We start from the raw sequence: 21,706 nt of genomic DNA, 5'->3' as shown, positions 1-21,706 counted from the left end.
AAGAAATCACTAATAAGTGTAAATAAGAGGTTTCATATGCAGGCAATTATTTTAGCGGCCGGGATGGGGAAAAGGTTAGGAGAATTAACGAAAAACAATACCAAATGCATGATTTCAGTGCATGGGAAAACTCTTATTGAAAAGACTCTTGACATCCTGGAAAAAACAGAGGTCAAAAGAGTTATTTTAGTTATAGGATATCAGGGTGAAAAGCTTAAAAAGTTTATTGGATCTTCTTACAAAGGGCTTGAGATCATATATGTAGAAAATGAGATTTATTATAAAACCAACAACATCTATTCATTATATCTTGCTAGCGATTACTTAATTGAAGATGACACTCTGCTTCTTGAAAGTGATTTAATCTTCGATGAAAAGATAATCTTCGATTTGATAGCTCACCCTTTTCCCAATTTGGCCGTTGTATCAAAATACGAATCATGGATGGATGGAACAGTTGTCACTATAGATAAGGATGACAATATCGTTCGTTTTATTCCTAAAAAACATTTTAAGTATCAAGAAATTTCGGATTATTATAAAACCGTCAACATATATAAATTCTCAAAAGCTTTTTCATTAGAGAGCTATGTTCCTTTTTTGAAAGCTTATAGTTCTGCCATTGGTAATAATGAATATTATGAGCAGGTACTGAGAGTAATTGTCTCCCTTGAAAAGCAGGATCTTAAAGCTTATAAATTGTCAGCTGAAAAATGGTATGAAATTGATGATATTCAAGATCTGAACAATGCTGAAACAGTTTTTGGAACTGAAAATAATAAACTTGAACTGTTTCAAAAAAGGTATGGTGGATATTGGAGATTCCCTCATTTAAAGGATTTTTGTTATTTGGTCAATCCATATTTTCCAAATGATACAATGCAGAATGAGATGAAATGCTATTTCTATGATTTATTGTCCCAATATCCTTCAGGCTTGGATATTCAAAATATTCTAGCATCAAAGATGTTTGGATGTCACAGCAATCAAATAATTGTTGGAAATGGGGCTGCAGAACTGATTAATTCTCTTTTAACAATCTCCAATGGAACTGTGGGTGTGATATACCCTACTTTCAATGAATATCCGGAGAGAGTGCAGGCTAACAAACTCAAAACGATGTATCCTAAGAATGAAAATTTTTCATACTCTGCAAAAGATCTTCAGAAATTTAGCCACGATATTGACAATCTTATTCTTATAAATCCAGATAACCCGAGTGGGAACTTTATTCCGGTTGAAGATGTGATTGAACTGGCAGATCATCTTAGAAAAAATAATAAGAAACTTATCCTTGATGAATCGTTTGTGGATTTTACATCTAAAGGCGCTACAAATTCTTTGATTCATAAAGATCTCCTAAATGAAAATCCAAATATGATAGTAATCAAAAGTATAAGCAAGAGTTATGGCGTTCCGGGTATTAGATTGGGAGTTATGGCCACGTCTGATTCCGAATTACTTTGCAGAGTTAAGAAAAATATATCGATCTGGAACATAAATTCCTTTGCGGAGTTCTTTTTGCAAATTATTGGAAAATATGAGGGAGAATACATTGAAGCATGTAATAAAATAGCTTCAGAAAGGGATCGATTTTATGGAAAATTATGTAAAGTGCCTTTTTTGAGAGTGATCCCTTCTCAGGCAAATTATTTTTTATGTGAAGTTAAGGGTAAGTTTAGTTCTACTGAATTGACAGACTTATTACTAAGAAAATATGACATATTTATAAAAGATTGTAAAGGGAAAGCCGGTTTTGATAACAAAAACTATGTAAGAATTGCTGTTAGAGATTTTGACGATAACGAATATTTAACGGAAATTTTGCATTCAATATGAGGAAGAATACATGAAAATCGCTATTTGTTGTGAAAGTAATACCAATTATGTTCTTTCTTGAGTTAGAGGTGTTTTTATGGAAGTTATAACTCATGATATGATAAGGGAGCTTGATATTAGCCCAGAACAAAGTATTCAATGGGTAGAAAATGGTTTCAAGATGAAACATGAATGTCAGCTTCCCCCTAAAACTAGCTTAAAGTTAGAGGGCAATATATTTTATAATACAATGCCCTGTATCATGGAAACCATCAACAGTGCTGGAGTGAAAGTAGTTTCAAGATATCCAAAAAGAAGCCCATCTTTAGAAAGTCACATTTTATTGTATTCTACTGAAACAGGAAGTCTTGAAGCTATAATTGATGCAACTTGGATTACAGCAATGAGGACTGGAGCTGTGGCTGCTTTAGCTATTAAAACCTTTGCAGTAAAGAATTTTCAAACGGTATCTTTAGTTGGATTAGGAAATACTGCAAGAGCAACTTTTGAAGCATTGTTAAGTATATATAAAGATAAGCTTTTAAAAATTAAATTACTAAAATATAAAGATCAAGCCGAGGATTTCATTAATCGTTTTTCAAAAGCTCCTAATGTTGAATTTGAAATATGTGAAAACTTTGAAGAACTAGTCTTTAACGCTGATGTTATACTTTCCTGTGTAACCGTAGCAGAGAATCTATTTGGAAGAGATGAGTTATATAAAGAAGGTGTTCTAGTGGTTCCTGTTCACACCCGTGGATTTCAGAATTGCGATCTGTTTTTTGACAAAGTATATGCTGATGACAAAGAACACGTTTCTAATTTTAAATACTTTGATCGTTTTAAGAAATTTGCTGAATTTTCAGATGTATTATTAGGAAAAACAGAAGGACGGGCTGACGACAATGAAAGAATCTTAAGCTATAATATTGGTATTGCCCTTCATGACATATATTTTGCTAGACAAATTTATGATAGATTGATGAATAAAGGCAAAATTATTAATTTCAAAACTCCAAACGATAAATTTTGGTATTAACTAGAAATTCTATACCCATCCAGATTTATTATTTAGAATTGCCTAAGTTATAAGAGTAACTACTCAGGTTTTAGAAGCGACATCGTGCGACCACATATATAAGTAAAGGCATACATTCCAATCTGTCTAATCTGTAGCGATATCGACAGCAAATAAGAATCTATAACAAATATACAAATATTGACAATATGCTTAAATAAACAATTTTTCGCTATCGTGGGCTACACTTCCAAAATGTGAATAGTTACTTATAAGATATCGATTTTGGGATCAAAAATTTGAAATTCCAAAACTGAATGTTTATAAGTAACTCATATCTGAAAAGATCGTTAAAATCATTAACTCTTATTATAAATCTTTTATTTTGCGGGACATAAAAATTTAAACTTTTTCTTGATCTTTGGGTCGTGTCAGTGAGTCATTGATCAGATTTGAGAAACAAACAAATTCATCTTGCTTGGCAATAGTTGTGAAAAGGTCTTAGACAATTGGTTTTCAATGACTAAAACCCACGATCAAAAAATTGAATCGGAAAATAATTATTCAGAAAATACAAAACACCCTCCAAATATAGAAAAACGCTATTAATTAAAATATTCTAAATTGTAACGGCTACCCACCGAATATATGTTGAAAAACATTGTTTATAAATTTATTGTGTGCGACTATTATTTAACTATGGTCAAATAGTGACAACTGAAATGATACTGTGGAAAGAGAGTTATATTATGCCCAGCTCAAATAATATCATTCACCGCATTATGCAAATTGAACAATTGCGTCGCCAGAGCATTGTGACCCTTTCCACAACAATATTACTCACCGCAATTGGTTTTTTAAGTACAATGTATTTTGCCCATTCTGTTGGAGAATCAGTACTGGGATCATACTTTCTTTTTTTAGCCTACTTTAATACCTTAACCCTGATCCTGGATGGTGGTTTGGGAGGAGCAGCAGTTAAGAGGATAAGCGAAGGAAGAGAAAAAAATGAATATTTCACGACAGTTTTTGTATTAAGGATCTTTCTTGTAGGAGTTTCTATAATTATACTTCTTTTTGCCAGGCCTATCCTTGAAAATGTCGACCAATCAGGAATGTATTCATGGCTGTTTATAGCTTTAATTATCGGGATTTTCTGGAATAGTGTTTCAAATGGGAACTACGGCTCCGGGAAAGTGGGATTAAATCAAACTTGTGGGTTTATAAGCAGTGCAGGATGTACGGTTTTTCAGGTGATTGCCGTATACCTGGGTTTCGGGGCAAATGGGCTTGCCGGGGGCTTTATATTTGGAATGATCGCAGCCACTGTAATAGGATTTCATTATTTAGACCTCAGATTTAAAAGATTTAATACCGAACATTTAAAAAGCATATTTTCATATTCCTTCTGGATTTTTTTAGCTTCAAGTGGAAGCCTTGTATTCAGCTATGCCGACACAATAATTATAGGACAGTTTTTAGAAACCGCCGATGTTGGGATATACAGGGTAGCATTTCAATTTACAACAGCTGCAACCTTTACAACACTCGCAATGAAAACGGTACTCTTCCCAAAAGTGAGCAACTGGAATGCAAACGGAGAATTAAAAATGGCAGAGAATGCCTTTGCAAAAGGCATAACATATTCTTTGCTGCTTGCAGTACCTGTTTTTGCAGGAGGAATTATACTCGGGGATAAAATGCTCTATTTCTTTTATGGAGAAGGTTTTGCACGGGGCACGCAGACCTTTTACGTGCTACTGGCAGTGCAACTTGTAAATGTGTTCATGTTTCTGCAAACCATGTATCTGAATGCCCTGAACCACCCAAAAGAATCATTTAAAGTAACAGCGGTAGCAGCAACTGCAAATATAGCCCTTGATTTCATGTTGATTCCGATCCTTGGGATCCTCGGAGCAGCGGTTGCAACTCTTATTACCATGATCCTGAACTCTTTACTCGCATACCTGGCATTGAAACGTATGATTCACGTTAGACTTGAATACCAGGAAATAAAAAATATCGCAATCGCAACTATAACAATGGGACTGGGGGTGGGATGTTATCGGATTTTAGTGCCTTTATCAAACATATGGCTTACATTAATCCCAATAATACTGGGAGCTATTTTGTACGTTCTCCTGCTCTTAAAACTTGACTCCAATATCCGGAGTGAAATAATACAGATCGGAAAGCAGATAGGATTACAGTAACCCCGTAAAATAAAAATATAAAGAATACATCCGCATTCGCGGAGTAGAACTTCCAAAAAAAAAGCCTTCACACAATAATATCATTGTTAAAAGTTTAGTTGGAGGATGGATCACACGATTCCAGGCTCGTGTAATTTACTCCTATTTTAACCAGTCCATCTCTCCAGACACTAACGTTTATGCTAATAGCCTCTTATCAGCTTCTCCCATAAACATCATCAAACCTGACAATGTCCCCTTCGTCCACAAGCTCTCCTAACTGTACCTCAATAATCTCCAGCGGAACCTTCCCCGGATTCGATAACCTGTGCTTTTGTCCGGCTCTGATAAATGTGCTTTCCCCAGGCCTCAGGAAAAACTGATCTCCATCCACTTCCACGCAGGCCATGCCTTTTACAACCACCCAGTGTTCACTCCTGTGGTAGTGCAATTGCAGGCTTAACTTATGATCAGAAAGCACAGTAATATTTTTTATTTTATGACCGGGAGAAGCATCAAGGAGTGTATATGAACCCCAGGGGCGGTAGACTGTTTGCCCGATAAATGCTCTTTCATCGTTCCTGCCCTTCAGGTCGGTGACTATTTCCTTTACTTTCTGGCTGCTGGATTTGGGACATATTAACAGAGCATCACTCGTGTCAACAATAACCATATCCTTAATATCAATCAGGGAAACGATTTTGCCACATTTCGAATACACTAGGTTGCCGTCTGAGTTGAGAAGCATGGAGTCACATTCATGGATCACGTTTCCTACTGAATCCTTTTCCAGCTCGTCATAAATTGCCGCAAAGTTTCCAAGGTCACTCCATTTCTGGTCCAGCTTTACGACAGCAACTCTATCAGACTTTTCCATTATGCCGTAATCAATGGAAACCTTATCCACACATGCATAAATGTCATTAATACTGCCCCCTTTCTCAAAGCAGGCAAAAACCGAAGGCGCGTGTTTTTTGACTTCTTCAAAGAAAAGCTGCGTCTCAAAAAGGAACATCCCGCTATTCCAGAGACAGCCTTCTTCAATGTATATTTGTGCGGTTTCAAAATCAGGCTTTTCTCGGAATTCCGAAACCTTGTAACCAGGCTCGCAGGACTCTGAAGCTTTAATGTAACCGTATCCTGTATGAGGGAGTGTAGGAATAACCCCGAAAGTGACCAGATAATCCGAAGCCAGCTTTTCAGCTGAAGAAATCGTTGCCATTGCAGCTCTGTCAAGCACATGATCGGAGGAAAATACCCCTACGATTGAATTCCCGAATTTTCTATCAATCTCTTTCATTCCAAAGAAGATTGCAGGAAGTGTGTTCTTGCCTTCGGGCTCGATCAGGACATTCTCAGGAGGAATTGAGTATCCCATTTCCTTGATCTGTCCGATCACGAAAAATTTCTGGGCTTCGTTCGTTACCACAAAAATCTCAGAAATATCTGAAACCTCAAAACATCGAAGCACTGTTTCCTGAAAAAGTGAGGTCTCACCGAATTTTAAAAATTGTTTGGGATACATTTCCCGGCTGAGAGGCCAGAGTCTCGTCCCTGAGCCGCCTGCAAGAATTATCGACTTAATCCTGTCATCTCCTTTAGGTGTTGGTAAAATACATCTGATCTAAGTAGAGCCCACTCAATATAAATGCATGGACTGTTTTGAAGTAATGGAATTTTTGAAACAATTTTGTTGAAATAACCAGATCTAACCAGATCATACATACTACATACTTGAAAAAGTGATTATTCAAGCAATATATTAAAAACAGTTGTTAAATAAACTTTGCCCGGGGAAGCTGAGAATAAAAAAGTGAGAAATTATAGTTTTCCGGGTTCAATAAGTCCGGTTCAATGAATCCGGTTCAATAAGTCCGGTTCAATGAATCCGGTTCAATAAGTCCGGTTCAATGAATCCGGTTCAATAAGTCCGGTTCAATGAATCCGGTTCAATAAGTCCGGTTCAATGAATCCGGTTCAATAAGTCCGGTTCAATGAATCCGATTAACAAAGTCCGATTCACTGGGGCCATTTGTTACCCATTTAAAAGTTCACTGTAGTTCACTTGTTTTTACTGTATTTCACTTATTATCTTCGTAAAAATCGCTTCCTCCCCAACCCATTACTCTTTTTATGATAAATATTCCGAGAGCGAATACAAATAAGGCAAATCCCAAAAGAGAAACCGTAAGGGAACGTTCATTGTTTTGGAAAAGTGGAGGGCGAAGTATAAGAGGCATATAATCGATATTACCTTCTCCCAGGTCATATGAAGCATCGCAGAATCCATCATCATCCAGATCTTCAATAACACACATGGCTGTGCTTTGAGGATCAGTCCAATAGTTTCCACCGATATAAGAACCCCCCGCAATATTTATTCCTCTCTCCCGAGTTATATTCCAGGTATTCTCTGAGTTAATACCTTCATAACCGATATTTACAGTGTTTTGAAAGAAGTTATTATAAATGAGGTTTCTACTGCTATTTGAGAGCATAAAGCCATACTCGGTATTGTAATGAAGGAGATTTCCAATAACACGGTTTTCGTCTGAAGCTTCAAGCAAAATGCCATCCAGACTGTTCATTTTCACCCTGTTGTTGATAACCCAATTATCTTTCGAAAATTTCAGGAAAATTCCTACCTCATTCCCAGAAACATCATTTAGATTCAACATATTGGTAGCAGAAGATTCAAGATAAATTCCCAGGCGATTACTGGAAAGATTATTGTTGCTTATCATAATTCCATGCGTATCCTCCAGATAAATGCCAGCTTTCTGAGTATCATTAGCGCCATTTATGGAAAAACCACTTATAGTTACGTTATTTGCAATTACATGAAATACATGATCATGAGGATTTTTTGCAGTTACAATATTTTTTTCAGGCTTTCCAGAGATTGAACGAACAGAAATTTCTTTGTCAAGATATATGTTCTCAGTATAAAGTCCATTATACACATAAACCGTATCTCCAGCCTCGGCTGCATTCACGGCCTCCTGAATAGAGGGAAAGTCCTTATTACCGTCACTCCCCACAGTGATTCGTCTGGCACCCGCAGAGCCTGAGCTGAGCAACAAAAGTAAAAAACCTATTGCAAAACAGATTTTTACGGATCTTATGATTTTCAGTAATATCACCTCAAAGAGACCGACCCCTATCACCCTGTTCCCCATATTCAGGAGGGCCCCTGTATTCAGAAGATAAGACTTAGAATCCCGGATCTAAAATACCATAACATTAAAAAATAATAATTGAATAGTAATATAAATAGATTGAGGGATATACTTATTGAATCATAGTTTCTGAGTAATCTGCCGACAAAGTCCCCCCCATTAAATTCTTTTCATACCCGGGTCTCCATTAAATTCTTTTCATATCCAAGCCTTTAATTTCAGGCTTTCGACTGGAAGACCTCCATACTGCCTTTTACTTATATCCAAATCTTCAGCCAGAGTTTTAACCGAGAACCCTGCTTTTTTTAAAAGGCCCAGATACTCCTTTTTTAACACAGCTCCGGCAACACAGCCTGCAAGCAGGTCTTTGTTGTTTTTAAGATCTTCGGGTAGCTCAGCCAGGAGGACCATATCCGAAACATACATCCTGCCTTCTGGCTTCAGCACCCGGAAAGCTTCCCTGAAAACCTTTTCTTTATCCGGCGCGAGGTTAATCACACAGTTGCTGATAATAACATCCACCGAGCGATCATCAATCGGAAGTGCTTCAATATCCCCCTGGCGGAATTCAACATTTAAATATCCATATTGTAGGGCGTTAACCTGAGCTTTTTCAACCATTTCAGGAGTCATATCGACCCCAATAACCTTTCCCGAGCTTCCGACTCTCTGTGCAGCAAGGAAACAATCAAATCCCGCACCCGAGCCCAGATCCAGGACAGTATCCCCAGGTTTCAGTTCTGCAAAAGCTGCAGGATTACCACAGCCAAGACCCAGGTTTGCATTCGGAACAGCCTGGACATCCTCTTCCGAATAGCCAAGAGATTTAGACAAGTCTGCTGAACTCGAATCCCCGCAGCATCCACCGCCAGAACAGCAGGAACCCCCTAAAGTTGCAATTTCCTGATACTTCTTTTTGATAACTTCTTTTTTTTCAGCGGCATCCATTCATTTACCCCGTTCCTTATTGTTCACATCTTCATTTTTGATCTCAAGATTTAGTTTCGTTTTGTTCTTAGCTTTGTTTTCATCTCGATAATCAGTTCTCTCATTAATAATATTGTGAATTCTGTTTTCAGTTTTATCGGTATGACAAACTCTGGAAACTTGTTGCTCATCACAGCAGGACTTTATATCCATGATTCCAAGAGATACAAGCAAACACTCGATCTCCTCGTTTTTGATGCTGTAGATGATATTTCGTCCCTGTCTTTCGTATTTTAAAATTCCAGCTTCGACAAGAACCTTCAGGTGCTTTGAAACCGTTGTCTGGTCCTTTTTCGTTAGGGAAGAGAAATCACAGGCACAGTAACTATGCTCCAGCAGGTAAGAAAGGATAGTAAGCCGGGTCTCATCTCCGAGAGCTTTAAATAACTTTACTTTACTATCAAGCATTGTTATATGGATATATGGGCATATATGCATATAATATTTATGATAAAATTTACCTGATGAGAAATAATAAATTTGAAGCTAAAAGAAGATCTGAAACTAAAAGAAGATCTGAAGCTAAAAGAAGATCTGAAACTAAAAGAAGATCTGAAGCTAAAAGAAGATCTGAAGCTAAAAGGCGTTTAGGGAAAGAGTAGTCAGAAGAAAAAAATAAAAATAAAAGTAAAGACCTGCTCATTTGCACGTGTCAAGCAGACCTTTCTTTTTACCTCCTCTCTGTTCAGAGGGGTGTATAGGCTCAACTTTAGCTTCTTCTACTTCTGTCTTTTCTTCCTCAATAAGCGCCTTTCTCTCTTCCTCATCGTATTTTTCGCAACTTACTATAGGTTTTTTCTTATGTTCTGGCATAGATTAATTCCCCTAATCAGTTTACGCCTTTAAAAATAATACTTATACCTCAGGTTTCAATCCAATGTCCCAGGACTCGGTTAACCTTTGAAAGATTCCCAGTTTTTCAGGCCTCATCAGATTGCATTTTCAACAATCCTCGATCTATGGGATTTTAAGACAGATTACCAGATCCCGTCGCGGCGAACAAACAATCTCTTGATTAATATTTCTTTATTTGCCTTCGAACCGGATGGTTCTCTTTTAGATCCCTGACTTCTTTTTCTCTCCATCCTCCTTTCTACTATTCCCGGATAAAGTAAATTTGGGAAATTTACCCCTAATTTTATTACACTCACCAGATTTATTAAATTTTTGTAAAAAGGACAAAAGAACCTGAAAAAATGTTGTTCATTTTTAAATAGGAAGTCAAAAAAACAGGCGTTTATAAATTCACTAAAAAAATAGGGCAAAACAGGTAGAATAATTAAAATTATTTGGGAGAATATATATTCCATTAATCATTATAAGGGGAACGTCCATGCGGAAAGGCAAAAGGACAGGAACCTGCACAAAGCTCAGTTACATTTAAATTTACCCTATCATTTGTTCAGAAGATATGCTTTTACTCAGGAAAATGTGATCTCATGGCATATAGAATACTGGAAAAGGAAGAGATTGCCCCATCGGTGCACAGAATGGTAATAGATGCCCCTGATGTGGCAAAGGCTGCGAAAGCCGGACAGTTCATAATCCTCAGGATTGATGAAAGGGGGGAAAGAGTTCCTCTTACAATTGCGGATTTTGAGAGAGAGACAGGCACGGTTACTGTTATTTTTCAAGAAATGGGCAAGACCACAAAACAGCTTGCAAAGCTTTCTGCAGGCGATTCCCTTGAGGATTTTGTCGGGCCCCTCGGAACCCCTGCCGACATAAGACAGCTTGGCACTGTAATTCTTGTAGGAGGAGGGGTAGGAGTTGCCCCAATCTACCCCCAGGCAAAGGCTTATACGAGTGCAGGCAACCGGGTAATTACAATTATAGGAGCCCGGAACAAGGACCTCCTGATTCTGGAAAAAGAAATGGAGGAAGCCAGTTCCGAACTGTACATAGCAACCGATGACGGGTCAAAAGGGCACCACGGGTTTGTGACCGATATCATGAAAAAGATTCTGGACAGCGGCGAAAAGGTTGCAAGGGTTGTAATTATAGGCCCGCCAATCATGATGAAAGTGGGGGCAGGGGTTGCTTCCCCCTATGATGTGGAAATCCTTGTCAGTCTTAATTCCATAATGGTAGACGGGACCGGGATGTGCGGAGGTTGCAGAGTTACTGTCGGCGGAGAAACGAAGTTTACGTGCGTTGACGGTCCTGAATTTGACGCCCGAAAAGTAGACTTTGTCCAGCTCATGAACAGGCTTGCAATGTACCGCGGCGAAGAGGCAGAAGCTGTGGAAAAATACGAAGAGAAATGCAGATGCGGACTGCACTGAGAAGGAGGGGATAAAACATGTGTGGATTACAGGAAAAAAAGACAGAAAAAGCAAAGAAAGAAAGGACCCCGATGCCAGAGCAGCCTGCTGACGAGCGCAGGAAGAACTTTAATGAAGTAACCCTCGGCTACACGAAAGAGGATGCCCTTGCCGAAGCTTCCAGATGCCTCTCCTGCAAGGACCCAAAATGTGTTGAGGGCTGCCCTGTGAATGTGGATATCCCTGGCTTTATCAAGCTGGTCTGTGAGGAAGATTTTGAAGGAGCAATCGAGAAAATAAAAACCACAAACGCTCTCCCTGCCATCTGCGGGCGTGTCTGCCCCCAGGAGACCCAGTGTGAAGCCCTCTGTGTGCTAGGCAAAAAAGGGCAGCCCGTTGCAATCGGAAGGCTTGAGCGTTTCTGCGCAGATTATGAGCGCGAAAAAGGCATGAAGGCTCCTGGGACTATGCCTCCAACTGGCAAAAAGGTAGCAGTTGTGGGTTCCGGGCCTGCAAGCCTTACTGCCGCAGCAGACCTCGCAAAACTTGGCCACAAAGTCACAATCTTTGAGTCTCTGCACAAAGCCGGAGGAGTCCTGAGTTACGGCATCCCCGAGTTCAGGCTGCCAAAGGAAATTGTGCGGCAGGAAGTAGAGTACATCGAAAAGCTTGGGGTAGAGGTAAAGCCCAATTATGTAATTGGCAGGATAAAGACCTTAGACGAACTCTGCGAAGAGTTTGATGCGGTCTTTTTGGGCACAGGCGCAGGGCTCCCTAACTTTATGGGAATCGAAGGGGAAAACTTAAGCGGCGTATATTCCGCAAATGAATTCCTGACCCGTGTAAACCTCATGAAAGCCTATGACCCTGAATACGACACAAGAGTAAGGTGTGGGAAGCAGGTTGTGGTTGTAGGAGGTGGAAACGTAGCAATGGATGCCGCCCGCTCTGCTCTCCGCCTAGGCGCAGAAGAAGTAAATATAGTCTACCGCCGAGGAGAAGAAGAAATGCCCGCCCGCCGGGAAGAAGTTGAGCACGCCAAAGAAGAAGGTATAATCTTCAGGTTCCTTACAAACCCTGTCCGCATCCTTGGAGACGAAAAGTTCAATGTTACAGGCGTCGAGTGCATAAAAATGGAACTTGGAGAACCTGACAAGTCCGGCAGAAGAAGCCCTGCCCCCGTAGAAGGCTCGGAATTTCTTGTCCCTGCAGAAGTTGTGGTTATCGCTATAGGCACCTCTCCGAACCCGATCATTTTCAAAGGCTCAGAAGGCCTTGAACAGAACAGGAGGGGCACTGTTGTTGCTGATGACGAAACCGGAGCAACCTCCAAATGCGGAGTCTTTGCAGGTGGAGATGTGGTAACAGGCGCAGCGACCGTAATCAGTGCAATGGGCGCAGGAAAGAAAGCTGCAAAGGCAATTGATGAGTATTTAAGAAAAAAATAAGAGTAACTATTCAGCCACTGATAAAAAAGTATGTTTTTTCAGCAAAATGCTGAAATTCTCAGAATAATAGCGGCGCTCCTTTGAGCGCCGCGAGAATACCGTCTATAACAGGTAAATCGTTCTTTTTAATGGTTGAGATATAAGCTCTAATTCTGCAGAAAGCTTCCGCTCCTTGTATAGTTCTGAAAGTTCCTGATATTTTCTGCTGTAATTTCATCATCCTTATGTCTCTTTCTGCTTGGTTATTCTCAAACGGAACTCTCAAGTCATTGAGGAATCTCAGGATCTGTTTTTTGTTTTCTATAAACCTGTCAAGTAGGTTCCTTGCTTTTGTTTTTGGATTTTTACCACGTTTTCCTTGTTTTTCAGGGTTTAGAGAAGGTGGATTTTCTTCAATCCCTTTCATGACTACAGCATCGAACCTTTCTTCTAAGACTTTAATTTGCTCAAAGTCCAGATCTTTGACCTGCTCTTTACACTCATCAGTATACTTTTTCATTTCTGTTAACAGTTCATTCATCTCTTTAGCCCATTGCTGTTTATAGTTCTCCTCAATTCCAGTAAGTTCTCTCTGGAGATGAGCATTGCAAAGAGCATGATCACATTCATAACTGTTATAGGGTTTCCATCCGTCATGAACTGCTATTCCTTTAAACTCTGGAAGAATTCCCATGGCATTAATTGCTTCTGATCCTCTTTTTGAGTGAGCAAAATAACAGGTGTATTTGTCATTAGAAGCTACATGAAGCCAATGCCTTTTTCCTTCAATTTTCATCCCAGTTTCATCACAATGGATTACAGGAGAAGTTATTAACCTCTCCTGACTCACATTTTCAAACTCCTCTAAATTCCGGAAGCATTCTTTTTCTGCTCTGATTATCGTAGCAGAACAGATTTTTATCCCCATAACGTCATCAAAAAACTCTAAAATCCTTTTGTAGGGAATAAACTGGTAGTTTTTACAGTAAATTGCTGAAGCTAAAATATTAGGACCATACTGGACGGGATATTTCACAGATTCTGGAAAAGAAGCTTTATTTGATTTTCCACAGTGAGTACAGGTCTTAATCTGACTTCGATGTTCCGTAACAATTAGATTTACAGGAGGAATATCAAAAATTTGTCTTCTCTCATAAGCTTCAACTTCAACATCCTCAAGAGTATGTCCACATTCTTTGCAGCAGGTCAAAGAATGTTCAATTACCTAATCAGGATCATTAACCATATCAAGAGTTGTGCCTGGATGACCTTCTTGACCTCCAGGTTTCTTCCCACTCTTTTTCCGGAGACTCTTGGGATTAGGTTTTTCTTTGACTAAAAAGTCAGTAGAAGGAGGTTTACTGCTGTTTCTGCTATTTTGATTTAAGCGAGATTCTAAAATCCTTACACGTTTTTCTAGTTCAGCAATTCGAATAGCTTGTTCTTCTATGATAGTTTCAAGTCTCTGGATTACAGAAATTACAGCTTCAGGACCAGCTTCATAGATAACGAGGATCTCTTCACGTGTAAGCATAATAACGAAACAAAATAGGATTCAATTTATATGCAATTTTTCCTCGAAAAGAGGAAAAATTGTAGCCTTTCAAAGGCTACCTGAATTGTTACAAATAAGATAGAAAAGGAAAAAACAGAGGTCTGAAAAATATATTCAGTGTCTCTTTCTTTCCATATTTTTTCAACACAAAAAATAGCTTACATCAGAATATTCATTTTTTACCAAATTTGTAAACTACCCATCATTAAAAACTCTAGATTAGCTTGAAATCAAAGACTTCCCACAACTATCTTCAACAGCACAATCAAAGCTACAATCAAAAAGAGCGTCCACACAAGTGGAAGCAGGAATCTGAGCAGAAAGTACAATATTATTGCTATAAAAATTAACTGAACTATAGATAATCTATTTCTTCCTACACGTAGAAAACGACGATTTAATCCGCGAGCCATGCTGCAAACCTTCCAAATTTTTATTGTTTATATATTTACTTCAGTTCTCTTATTATATTTTATGCCCGTAGATATAAATATATTCTGAAAAGCTTCCAGAATATGAACTCAAAATAAAAGTCCACTATGAATATATAGAAGCTCAGCAGAAAAATACAGGAACAGGTCTGCTGGGAATCGAACCCAGGTACGAAGCTCCGGAGGCTCCAATGATATCCGCTACACCACAGACCTTCATTGTGAAAAAATTATGTTCGGTTAACTGATATATAAAACGGTGATCAGTTAACTGGCTGGTAATAGTGCTAAATAGATTATAAATCTAATCCTCAATCATATTATAAATATTATTTTAAAGAAAGTTTATCAAAATAAACTTCCGACAGGTTAATTTAAAATTTCCGAATTTTGTGTTCACTTCAGGAACTTTGAATTCAGGAGCTTATTCTCCCCATTTCTGCCTGTATCTGTCTTCAAAAACAAGTTCCGAAAGGGCTTTCCGTGTAGAAGTTCTCTCTTTTGGGACTGGCTCCCCGATAGCCAGCACAGCCATGAGTTCGAATTTTGAGGGGCACTCAAGAATTGAATTGACCTTCTCATTCTGTTTTAATATCTCCCCCAGCCAGACCGCGCCCAGGCCGAGTTCACAGCAGGCAAGAAGCATGTTCTGGATGGCGGCACCGATTGCCTGGACGTCTTTAGTGTGAGAATAAGAATTTTCCGTATCCAGATAGACAGCAATCAGAAGCGGTGCGCCCACAACCACTTTCGTATAATGAGTGCATTCCGAAAGCTGCATAATGGTTCCCTTTTCCCGGACAACTATAAAGCGCCAGGGCTGGTTATTCAACCCGGAAGGAGCCCAACGACCTGCATTCAGGATTATGTTAATTTCGTCCTTGCTGATGGGTTTGTCCGTAAACTCCCGGACACTCCTTCTGTTGAGAATGGTATCAATGACTTTGCTTTCTCCTGTTACTGGCATATTTTCCCTCCTAATTGAATTTTCAATTTCAGATTTAGTATCTTTCTGTTAAAAGATTGGAATCAAGTTATTAAACGTTACCGGCAAGCAGGCAGCAATTACCTGTATACAACCCTAAAAAAAGCCATAAATTAATTTCGGGGATAAATTAATTTTGGGAAAAATGAAATTATTCTCTCGGTCTGGAGCTGTTTTTGGATATATACCTCTTAATTACGGCGTCGTTTATGGGTAACTTTTATCTGATTGGCAGGCCGGCTAAGACTCAACATGGCGTGAGAAAGAAGGATTTAAAGCTTCCAGCTCCGGATATCAGAATAGCGGAAAATGAAGGACCGCCAGTCAGAAAAAAGTCCAGAAAAAAGTCCAGAAAAAATAAGTTGCCAGGCTGTCTAACTGGCCTGGCCTGAAACTAAAAAAAGCAACTTAAAGCTCAGTCGTCATCAATCTTCTTGTTGAGCCAGGGGATGTTTGCCCGGATTTCCTTGCCGACAATCTCAAGCGGGTGTTCATTTTCCTGGCGTTCCATGGCTTTGAGTACGGGGTGGTTAACCATGCCTTCAAGGACGAATTCCTTTGCAAACTCGCCATTCTGGATTCTCTCAAGAGCCTCGTACATGGCTTCACGGGATTCTTCATTGATGACCCTCGGGCCCACAGTCATACCGCCGTATTCTGCGGTGTTGGAGACGGAGTGCCACATTCTCTCAAGACCACCTTCGTAAATCAGGTCCACAATGAGCTTGACTTCATGGCAGGTTTCGAAGTACGCCATTTCAGGCTGGTACCCGGCTTCCACAAGCACCTCAAAAGCTGTCTTGATAAGCGCGGAAAGCCCTCCGCAGAGGTCGACCTGTTCTCCGAAAAGGTCTGTTTCGGTTTCTTCACGGAAAGTGGTCTCGTAAACTCCTGCCCTGGTTGCACCGATACCCTTGGCATAAGAGAGAGCAAGGTCCCTTGCTGTTCCGGTTGCGTCCTGATAGACAGCAATCAGGCCCGGCACCCCGATGCCTTCTGTATAGGTTCTCCTGACAATGTGTCCAGGACCTTTGGGAGCGACCATGAAGACGTCCACATCTTTTGGAGGCACTATCTGGTTGTAGTGGATATTGAACCCGTGGGCAAAAACAAGGGCATTGCCGGCTTTCAGGTTAGGCTCAATCTGAGAATAGTAAACAGATGATTGCTTCTCATCCGGGAGGAGGATCATGATAACGTCTGCAGCTTTTGCAGCGTCTTCAACAGTCATAACCTTCAGGCCGTCGGACTCGGCTTTTGCCCAGCTGGAACTGCTTTTCCTGAGCCCAACCACAACATTGAGCCCGGACTCATGCAGATTTCTGGCATGCGCGTGGCCCTGGCTTCCGTAGCCCATTACTGCGATTGTTTTATCTTTAAGTGCATCAAAAGTGGTTTCGTCATCATAAATTATCGTTGCCATTACTAAATTCTCCTGATTGATTTTACTAATTAATTCTTCAGATTGATTTTACTAATTAATTCTTCGGATTGATTTTACTGATTAAATTTTAGATTCCTTAATTATTCAATGAAAATTTCCTGCAATATTCGGGGAGTGTATTAATTTAAACACGCACATTTCCCTGAAAATTAAACTGATTTTCAAAAAGTTACCATTTCTGGGCCCGTACAGCCGTCTAAAGTGTAAAGAGAAGCCAGAAACCCAGAAAGTATATAAGAAACCTTTTTAAATAAAAAAGGCTTCCAGTTGCCCCAATCTGTGAAAAAAATAATTGAGCAGCCACCTCTCTTTACCTGCCCTTAATATTTAAACCTTCTTTGACCCACGCACAATTGCAATCTTGCCTGTCCTGACCAGTTCCTTGATCCCGAACTGGCGGAGAAGTTTCTCGATTGCCTGGATCTTGTCTTCGTCCCCTGTTACCTCAACAGTCATGGACTTCGGGGCAACATCCACTATCCGGGCTCTGAAGATATTTGCAATCTGGATAATTTCTGCCCTTGTGCTCGCATCAGCTGTGACCTTAATAAGGGCAAGTTCCCGCTCAACCGCATCATCGCCTCCGATATCCGAGACCTTAATAACATCTATGAGCTTGTTGAGCTGTTTTGTTACCTGTTCGAGCACATGGTCATCCCCATGAACCACAATGGTGATTCTCGAAATATCAGGGTCTTCGGTAACTCCCACAGCCAGGCTGTCGATATTGTATCCGCGCCTTGAGAACAGCGAAGCCACTCTGGAGAGCACACCTGCCTTATTTTCCACAAGGATTGCAAGCGTGTGTTTCATCAGTGTTCCTCCGTGTCAATAATCTCGTTAATAGCAGCTCCTGCCGGCACCATAGGGTAGACATTTGCTTCACATTCAACAATCACGTCAACAATAGCCGGCCTGCCGGACCTGACCGCTTCTTCGATTGCAGGTCTGACTTCAGACGGTTTTTCTGCGCGCAGCCCTAGAGCCCCGTAGGCTTCGGCAAGCTTTACGAAGTCAACACTGCCCTTAATACAGGTACAGGAATACCTCCGGTCATAGAAGAGTTCCTGCCACTGCCTGACCATGCCCAGATAACCGTTATTCAGGATCACGGAAACAACCGGAATATCGTTCTGAACCAGAGTCGCGAGCTCCTGAGAGTTCATCTGGAAAGAGCCATCCCCTGCGATATTGATAACAGTCTTATCCGGCTTTCCAACCTTGGCCCCCATGGCTGCAGGGAGCCCGTATCCCATTGTGCCAAGCCCACCTGACGTAAGGAAGGTCCGAGGCGTGCTGTATTTGAAGAACTGAGCTGCCCACATCTGGTGCTGCCCAACTTCAGTGACTATGATTGCGTCCTTACAAGCTTCGGATATCTGCTTGACAACAAACTGAGGCATTACCACATCTGGAGAAATCTGACTGTAGCCAAGAGGATATTCCTTCTTCCAATAGTTTATCTTTTCAATCCATTCTGCGGAATTACAGCGCTGGATATATTTAATCAGGGATTTGAGTACCTGTTTTGCGTCCCCGACAATAGGGACATGAACTATTACATTCTTGGAGATCTCGGCTGGATCAACATCAATATGGATAATCCTGGCGTTGGGAGCAAAAGACTCGATTTTACCGGTCACACGGTCATCAAACCTTGCTCCCACAGCAATGATAAGATCAGACTCCTGAACTGCATAGTTAGCGTATTTGCACCCGTGCATCCCCAGCATTCCTACATAGAGGGGATGTTCGGTCGGAATAGAGCTTATCCCCATAAGAGTGGTGGTAACCGGAGCCATGATAGTCTCAGCAAGCTCAACGAGTTCTGCACTCGCGTTCGAACTTATTACTCCCCCTCCTGCGTAGATTATAGGCCTGCAGGAGTTTGCAATTTCTTCAGCTGCTCGTTTTATCTGCTGAGTATTACCTTTGTAAGTGGGCTTATAGCCTCTAAGCTGTACCTTGTCAGGATATTGTAAATCAATCTCTATATTCTGTACATCCTTTGGAAGGTCAATCAATACCGGGCCAGGCCTTCCGGTGGACGCTATGTGGAAGGCTTCTTTCACAATCCTCGGGATTTCCTGTGGGTCCTGTATAAGATAATTGTGCTTGGTAATTGGCTGAGTAATGCCTGTAATATCTGCTTCCTGGAAGGCGTCGTTTCCGATAAGGGATCTTGGTACCTGGCCGGTTAAGGCTACAATTGGAACTGAGTCCATATATGCGGTAGCAATACCTGTTACCAGATTGGTTGCTCCGGGGCCTGAAGTAGAAACACATACCCCGGTCTTTCCAGTAGCACGGGCATACCCGTCCGCAGCATGAGCCGCTGCCTGTTCGTGGCGTACGAGTATGTGGCGCAGATCTGAATCATAGAGTTCGTTGTAGAAAGGAATGATCTGCCCTCCGGGGTATCCGAAGAGAGTGTCAACCCCTTCCTTTTCGAGGCACTTTATAAGAGCCTTTGCGCCGTTAACTTTTTCTGTTGACCCGGTTGTCATTATTTATCTCCTTATTTATTTCTTGAGATTTGGTCTAACTGGACACTCACATATTTTCATTATGAATTTAGTAAATACATCATAATCAATCATGTTATATATGGATGAGGGTCTTTCTGGTTTTAAAGAGTGTCAGGGATCCTCTATTTCAAAAATTTCTTCAAACAGGAAAAAGAAGAGAGGACAGAAAAGTCCTCCTGAGAAACTTTTGAAGTTCCGCATCCTTTTGTGACTTACTCTACCCGAATAAGGCGATTCATCCCGTTCATTACGGCTTCTACAGAGGCCATTATAATGTCCGTTCTTGCTCCGCTTGCGGTAATTACCTTTCCGTTCTTGGAGAGTTTTACCCTTACCTCTACAAGGGCGTCAGTTCCGCCGGTAATTGAGTCTACATGGTACTCTTCAAGAATAATGTCTTCGGCACAGGAACTTACAGCTCTTCGGATAGCATTGATCACAGCATCCACAGGTCCATTTCCGATTCCAGCCTGGATGATATTTTTGTCTTTTACATTGAGCTTTATAGAAGCGGTTGGAGTTACCCGGTTTCCGGATACAATGGTGAACTCTTCTAATTTTACCAGAGGTTCCTTGTAGATATCAAGCACGGTTTCTGCAATGGTCTGCAGGTCAGCATCGGTTATATGTTTCCCATTGTCGCCCATCTGCTTAACTCTGTTGAAGATTTCTTCAGTCTGAGCCTCATCAGCCTCAAGCCCCGTTTCCTTTAGGGCAAGAGTAATAGAGCTCCGTCCTGCATGTTTACCAAGTACGATCTGGCGCTGCCGTCCGATATATTCGGGACTCATCGGCTCATAAGTTGCCTTGTCAGCCAGAAGCCCGTGCACATGAATTCCTGCTTCGTGAGTGAAAGCATTTCCCCCTACAAGAGCTTTGTTAGGGGACACGGGAATTCCAGTAAGCCGACTTACAAGCCTCGAAATTCGATATATCTGCTCATGCTTGATACCGGTATCATATTTATAGAGCCACTCCAGGTTCATTACAACTTCTTCAAGAGCAGCATTTCCAGCTCTTTCCCCTAAACCATTAATTGTCACATGTGCCTGCTGTGCTCCTGCCGCAAGCGCAGCAACCGTGTTTGCAGTTGCTAAACCAAAGTCATTGTGGCAATGAATGCTTATCGGGACTTTTAAGGAGGAAGACAGGTCCCGGAAAATTTCGGTGGTCTTTTCAGGCACCAGAAGCCCTACAGTATCACAGAAGCACAACCTGTCAGCTCCGGCGTCTATTCCGTCAGCATAAATGGCTTTTAAGAACTCAAAGTCTGCACGCGAGGCATCTTCTCCACTCAGTTCCACAATCAGGCCGTGGTCTTTAGCATACTCTGTGACTTCAGCTGCGATCTGCCTTACTGCATCCCGGTCCTTTTTGAGTTTCGTCCTGATGTGCAGGTCCGAAACCGGAGCTACAAGGTGGATTGAATCGACATCGCATTCAAGAGCATGGTCAACATCCATTTTTACAATTCTGCAGTAGCTGCAGATTTCGGCAGTAAGCCCTTCGTTCGCTACAGCCTTAATGGCTTTCCTTTCACCTTCGGAAGTAATTGCAGAGCCAGCCTCGATTACAGAGACTTTCATCTCATCAAGGGCCCGGGCAATTAAGAGTTTCTTCTCTCGGGTCAGGGCTACGCCAGGTGTTTGTTCACCGTCTCTCAAAGTAGTATCCAGGAAGCGGATATTTTCGAATAATACAATCCCTCAGTTTTGGTTTTTATTTGGATAAAATTGGCTTTACAGAACAGGAAAAAATGTTATTGTTGTTATATTATATAATTGGGTCCTATTTTGCAAAACTCATTTTAATGTACATATTACATATATTTATCTCAGAAACCTATTTTATCCGGAATAGTTCCGAAATTACTAGGAA

The 21,706-nt window shown here is 40.8% G+C and carries 16 protein-coding genes, 1 tRNA gene and 1 pseudogene; 6 read left to right on the top strand and 12 right to left on the bottom strand.

Features of this window, described 5'->3' with window-relative positions:
- Window positions 1-36: 36 nt before the first annotated feature.
- The 3 genes from MSWHS_RS04660 (at window position 37) to MSWHS_RS04650 (ending at window position 5,049) form a co-directional block, all read left to right on the top strand.
- On the top strand, window positions 37-1,839 hold the full coding sequence (locus MSWHS_RS04660; protein ID WP_048158794.1) for an aminotransferase class I/II-fold pyridoxal phosphate-dependent enzyme: 1,803 nt from the start codon (window positions 37-39) through the stop codon (window positions 1,837-1,839).
- A 76-nt stretch (window positions 1,840-1,915) separates the two neighbouring features.
- A complete protein-coding gene (locus MSWHS_RS04655; RefSeq protein WP_048158793.1) occupies window positions 1,916-2,857 on the top strand; it encodes an ornithine cyclodeaminase family protein in 942 nt (313 codons plus the stop codon).
- A gap of 701 nt (window positions 2,858-3,558) precedes the next feature.
- Window positions 3,559-5,049 (top strand): flippase, encoded by a 1,491-nt coding sequence (locus MSWHS_RS04650; RefSeq protein WP_369798963.1) that lies wholly within the window; start codon window positions 3,559-3,561, stop codon window positions 5,047-5,049.
- Between the two features lie 196 nt (window positions 5,050-5,245).
- Here the strand turns inward: MSWHS_RS04650 and MSWHS_RS04645 are convergent, their stop codons facing one another.
- The 4 genes from MSWHS_RS04645 to MSWHS_RS04630 all read right to left on the bottom strand — a co-directional run bounded on the left by MSWHS_RS04645 (window position 5,246) and on the right by MSWHS_RS04630 (window position 9,602).
- Window positions 5,246-6,613: a mannose-1-phosphate guanylyltransferase/mannose-6-phosphate isomerase gene (locus tag MSWHS_RS04645; RefSeq protein WP_048126424.1), complete on the bottom strand. Its 1,368-nt coding sequence runs from the start codon at window positions 6,611-6,613 to the stop codon at window positions 5,246-5,248.
- A gap of 496 nt (window positions 6,614-7,109) precedes the next feature.
- Complete coding sequence (locus tag MSWHS_RS04640; RefSeq protein WP_048126419.1) at window positions 7,110-8,207, bottom strand: NosD domain-containing protein; 1,098 nt, start codon at window positions 8,205-8,207, stop codon at window positions 7,110-7,112.
- A 198-nt stretch (window positions 8,208-8,405) separates the two neighbouring features.
- A complete protein-coding gene (locus MSWHS_RS04635) occupies window positions 8,406-9,155 on the bottom strand; it encodes an arsenite methyltransferase (RefSeq protein WP_048126417.1) in 750 nt (249 codons plus the stop codon).
- The gene (locus MSWHS_RS04630) at window positions 9,156-9,602 is read right to left on the bottom strand and encodes a helix-turn-helix transcriptional regulator (RefSeq protein WP_048130221.1); all 447 of its coding nucleotides are present in this window, start codon (window positions 9,600-9,602) and stop codon (window positions 9,156-9,158) included.
- 14 nt (window positions 9,603-9,616) lie between these two features.
- On the opposite strand from MSWHS_RS04630, the gene MSWHS_RS20000 reads away from it, so the two are divergent.
- Entirely contained in the window at window positions 9,617-9,796 is a 180-nt protein-coding gene (locus MSWHS_RS20000; RefSeq protein WP_197074023.1) for a hypothetical protein, read from the top strand.
- 37 nt (window positions 9,797-9,833) lie between these two features.
- Here MSWHS_RS20000 and MSWHS_RS19995 read toward each other — a convergent pair whose 3' ends face one another.
- On the bottom strand, window positions 9,834-10,007 hold the full coding sequence (locus tag MSWHS_RS19995; RefSeq protein WP_156148068.1) for a hypothetical protein: 174 nt from the start codon (window positions 10,005-10,007) through the stop codon (window positions 9,834-9,836).
- A gap of 626 nt (window positions 10,008-10,633) precedes the next feature.
- Here MSWHS_RS19995 and MSWHS_RS04620 point away from each other — a divergent pair.
- Complete coding sequence (locus MSWHS_RS04620; RefSeq protein ID WP_048126413.1) at window positions 10,634-11,479, top strand: sulfide/dihydroorotate dehydrogenase-like FAD/NAD-binding protein; 846 nt, start codon at window positions 10,634-10,636, stop codon at window positions 11,477-11,479.
- Window positions 11,480-11,496: 17 nt separating this feature from the next.
- Window positions 11,497-12,906, top strand: a complete 1,410-nt coding sequence (gene gltA, locus MSWHS_RS04615; RefSeq protein ID WP_048126411.1) for an NADPH-dependent glutamate synthase — start codon at window positions 11,497-11,499, stop codon at window positions 12,904-12,906.
- Between the two features lie 58 nt (window positions 12,907-12,964).
- Here gltA and tnpC read toward each other — a convergent pair.
- From tnpC to MSWHS_RS04570, 7 genes and pseudogenes are all read right to left on the bottom strand, one after another.
- Window positions 12,965-14,419: pseudogene (gene tnpC, locus MSWHS_RS04610) on the bottom strand (IS66 family transposase).
- 596 nt (window positions 14,420-15,015) lie between these two features.
- Window positions 15,016-15,087, bottom strand: a tRNA-Arg gene (locus tag MSWHS_RS04600).
- Between the two features lie 208 nt (window positions 15,088-15,295).
- On the bottom strand, window positions 15,296-15,838 hold the full coding sequence (locus MSWHS_RS04595; RefSeq protein ID WP_048158791.1) for a nitroreductase: 543 nt from the start codon (window positions 15,836-15,838) through the stop codon (window positions 15,296-15,298).
- A gap of 433 nt (window positions 15,839-16,271) precedes the next feature.
- Window positions 16,272-17,279, bottom strand: a complete 1,008-nt coding sequence (gene ilvC, locus MSWHS_RS04585) for a ketol-acid reductoisomerase (RefSeq protein ID WP_048126406.1) — start codon at window positions 17,277-17,279, stop codon at window positions 16,272-16,274.
- 348 nt (window positions 17,280-17,627) lie between these two features.
- Window positions 17,628-18,113: an acetolactate synthase small subunit gene (ilvN, locus tag MSWHS_RS04580; protein WP_048126404.1), complete on the bottom strand. Its 486-nt coding sequence runs from the start codon at window positions 18,111-18,113 to the stop codon at window positions 17,628-17,630.
- Window positions 18,113-19,807 carry an acetolactate synthase large subunit gene (locus tag MSWHS_RS04575; protein ID WP_048126401.1) on the bottom strand — a complete coding sequence of 565 codons (1,695 nt, stop codon included), beginning with the start codon at window positions 19,805-19,807 and terminating at the stop codon, window positions 18,113-18,115. Before MSWHS_RS04575 ends, ilvN begins: the two co-directional genes overlap by 1 nt.
- Before the next feature lie 233 nt (window positions 19,808-20,040).
- On the bottom strand, window positions 20,041-21,531 hold the full coding sequence (locus tag MSWHS_RS04570; RefSeq protein WP_197074059.1) for a (R)-citramalate synthase: 1,491 nt from the start codon (window positions 21,529-21,531) through the stop codon (window positions 20,041-20,043).
- Between the last annotated feature and the right edge of the window lie 175 nt (window positions 21,532-21,706).

It is taken from the genome of Methanosarcina sp. WWM596, assembly GCF_000969965.1.
Taxonomy (GTDB): Archaea; Halobacteriota; Methanosarcinia; order Methanosarcinales; family Methanosarcinaceae; genus Methanosarcina.
This window is presented reverse-complemented; position numbering and strand designations above follow the sequence as displayed.